Genomic DNA, 2,905 nt, shown 5'->3' with positions numbered 1-2,905 from the left:
GGGTCGAACTGGTGACGCTGCCGGACGGCATCCCCGAAGCTGATCTCATGCAGGCCGTTGCGGACGCCGATCTTTTGCTGATGTGCTACACGCCGATCACCGCACGGGTGATCGAGGCGGCTCCCAGATTGAACGGCATTGTCAAATATGGCGTCGGCGTCGATGCCATCGACATCCCCGCCGCGATGCGGCGTGGCATTCCCGTTGTCAACGTGCCGGATTATGCTGAGGAAACCGTCGCCGAAGGCGCCTTCGCGCTGATGATCGCGCTGGCCAAGCGGCTGCCCTCCATCACCGCGGCGGTGTCACGTGATGGTTGGATCTGGCCCGAGCAACGCTGGCTGGGGCGCGACATGTCCGGCGCCACGCTTGGGCTCGTCGGCTGCGGCAAGATCGGCCGCAGCATGGCGCGCATGGCAGGCCAAGGATTTCATGCGCGCGTTCTCGGCTTCGATCCCGGTGTCGATGTCGCAACCATGCGCACCGCCGGCATCGAGAAGGTAGAAGACCTCCACGTCATGCTGCGCGCCTGCGATTTCGTTTCCCTCCACTGCGTGCTGAACGACAGGACGCGCGGCTTGATTGGTGAAGCCGAGCTCGCTTGCCTGAAGCCTTCCGCTATCATCGTCAACGTCTCGCGCGGCGCGCTGATCGACGAGGCCGCCCTTGTCGAGGCGATCATCTCGGGGCGCATCGGCGGCGCCGGGCTCGACGTCTATTCGGTCGAGCCGCTGGCCAAATCGGGCCATCCGATGAGCGCGCTGTTCGGCCGCGACAACGTCATCCTGTTTCCGCATCTCACCTTCTTCACGCAGGGGGCCATGCGCCGGCTCGAAGACGACACGCTCGCGCGCTGATTCGAAATTCTCGAAGGCCGGCCGGTTACCGTTCGTTCGTTCGACCCGCGGCTGCGGGCGCAGACATCTGGGGTTTCATTTGGCTGACCATCACCATCTCTGCACCCAATCGCGGGCCTTCCGCGAGGCCGGAATCGAAGCCAGGCCAGCGTTGCGACAGTTCCATGACAACTATCAGGTAAAATTTGCCTCTCATAAAATAAATAGATTTTACTTATCGATCGTCAGTCCCCAAAGTCGGCACAACGACGAGATCGAACGGTGCCGCATAAGGCTCCGGCCTACAGGCGAGATCGTCACAGTGCATCGCAGAATGTGCCATCAATCACAGGGGAACTGAGCATGAAATCGCAAAAGGCAACCATAGCTACGGCCTTCGCCGCGTCGCTGTTGGCGTCGTCGGCTCTTGTCGGACCGGCACTCGCCGACGGCGTCGTCACCATCTATTCCGCCGACGGCCTGCATGACGGCAATGGCAGCTGGTTCGAGACCGAATTCGCCGCCTTCACCAAGGCCACCGGCATCACCGTGCAGTATATCGAGGCAGGTTCCGGCGGCGTCGTCGAGCGTGTCGCCAAGGAAAAGTCGAATCCGCAGGCCGACGTGCTGGTGACCTTGCCGCCCTTCGTGCAGCGGGCCGCGGCTGACGGCCTGCTGCAGGACTACAAGCCGGAAGCCGCCGACCAGATCGATGGCGGCACAGACAAGTACCGGCCGCTGGTCAACAACTATATGAACTTCATCTACAACAGTGCCGTCCTGCCGGAAGCGCCAAAGGCCTACAACGACCTGCTCGACCCGAAGTTCAAGGGCAAGATCCAGTATTCTACCCCCGGCCAGGCCGGTGACGGCACCGCCGTCATGCTGCAGATCATCCACGCCTTCGGCAGCGAGGATGCCGGCTTCGAGTTCATGAAGAAGCTGCAGGACAACAATGTCGGCCCCTCCGCTTCGACCGGCAAGCTGACCGCGCTGGTCAACAAGGGTGAGCTGCATGTTGCCAATGGCGATCTGCAGATGAACATGTCGCAGATGGCCGACAATCCCAATATCAAGGTGTTCTGGCCGGCTGGACCTGACGGTGTGCGCTCCACCTTCGCGCTGCCCTATGAAATCGGCCTGGTCACCGGCGCACCCAACGCAGACAACGGCAAGAAACTGATCGACTTCCTGCTCTCCAAGGAAGCCCAGTCGAGCATCAGTTCCGTTGCGCTCGGCATGCCGGCTCGCAAGGACGTCAAGCCGGATGACGCCAACTTCGCCAAGGCGCAGGAGGCGATGAAAGGCGTGACCATCTGGTCGCCGAACTGGGACGACGCGCTGAGCAAGCTACCCGATTATGTCAAGCGCTGGAACGAAGCGACCGGAAGTTGATCCGCAAGGGAAACCCGGAGGACCACGCCATGTCGGCCGCAGCGTTTACTGGTACCAGTGTCATGGACATCGACGCCGCGAAGGTTCGCGGCGCCGGCTCCAATGTCCATTTCGACAAGGTCAGCGTTGCCTATGGCGCGCATGTCGTCCTGCATCCGCTGACCCTGGATATCGCACCTGGCGAGATCCTGGCGATGATCGGCCCATCCGGCTCCGGCAAGACGACGGCCTTGCGCGCCGTGGCCGGCTTCGTGCGACCCGCCAGCGGGCGGATCCGCATCGGCGCCACCGATGTGACCGATCTGCCGCCCTACGAGCGCGGCCTTGGCATGGTGGTGCAGAACTACGCGCTGTTTCCGCATATGCGGGTCGAGGACAACGTTGCCTTCGGCCTCAGAGCACAGGGCGCCGACAAGGCGCTGATCGGTGAGCGGATCAAGGATGCGCTGGGCACTGTCGGCATGTCGGCCTATGCCCGGCGCTATCCGCGCGAGCTTTCGGGCGGCCAGCAGCAGCGCGTGGCGATTGCGCGTGCCTTGGCCGTGCGGCCGCGCGTGCTCCTGCTCGACGAGCCGCTCTCGGCGCTCGACGCCCAGATCCGCCGCAACATGGTCGAGGAGATTGCCCGGCTGCACCGCAGCCTGCCCGGCCTCACGATCCTCTATGTCACCCAC

At 63.1% G+C, this 2,905-nt stretch carries 3 protein-coding genes; all 3 read left to right on the top strand.

Annotated features, from left to right (window positions below; all coding sequences use genetic code 11):
• The coding region (locus ENZ74_RS27535) for a C-terminal binding protein (RefSeq protein WP_245471015.1) at positions 1 to 857 on the top strand (857 nt) is incomplete at its 5' end.
• A 342-nt stretch (positions 858 to 1,199) separates the two neighbouring features.
• Positions 1,200 to 2,231: a 2-aminoethylphosphonate ABC transporter substrate-binding protein gene (locus ENZ74_RS27530; RefSeq protein WP_063167536.1), complete on the top strand. Its 1,032-nt coding sequence runs from the start codon at positions 1,200 to 1,202 to the stop codon at positions 2,229 to 2,231.
• A 29-nt stretch (positions 2,232 to 2,260) separates the two neighbouring features.
• A partial coding sequence (locus ENZ74_RS27525) for an ATP-binding cassette domain-containing protein (RefSeq protein ID WP_127313134.1) occupies positions 2,261 to 2,905 on the top strand: 645 nt, incomplete at its 3' end.

The sequence above is a fragment of the Mesorhizobium sp. M7A.F.Ca.CA.002.15.2.1 genome (assembly GCF_003998715.1).
GTDB classification, from domain to species: Bacteria; Pseudomonadota; Alphaproteobacteria; order Rhizobiales; family Rhizobiaceae; genus Mesorhizobium; species Mesorhizobium ciceri.
This window is presented reverse-complemented; position numbering and strand designations above follow the sequence as displayed.

Coding starts and splice junctions, on each gene's coding strand:
- ENZ74_RS27530 (WP_063167536.1), top strand. CDS start 1,200: ATGAAATCGCAAAAGGCAACCATAGCTACGGCCTTCGCCGCGTCGCTG.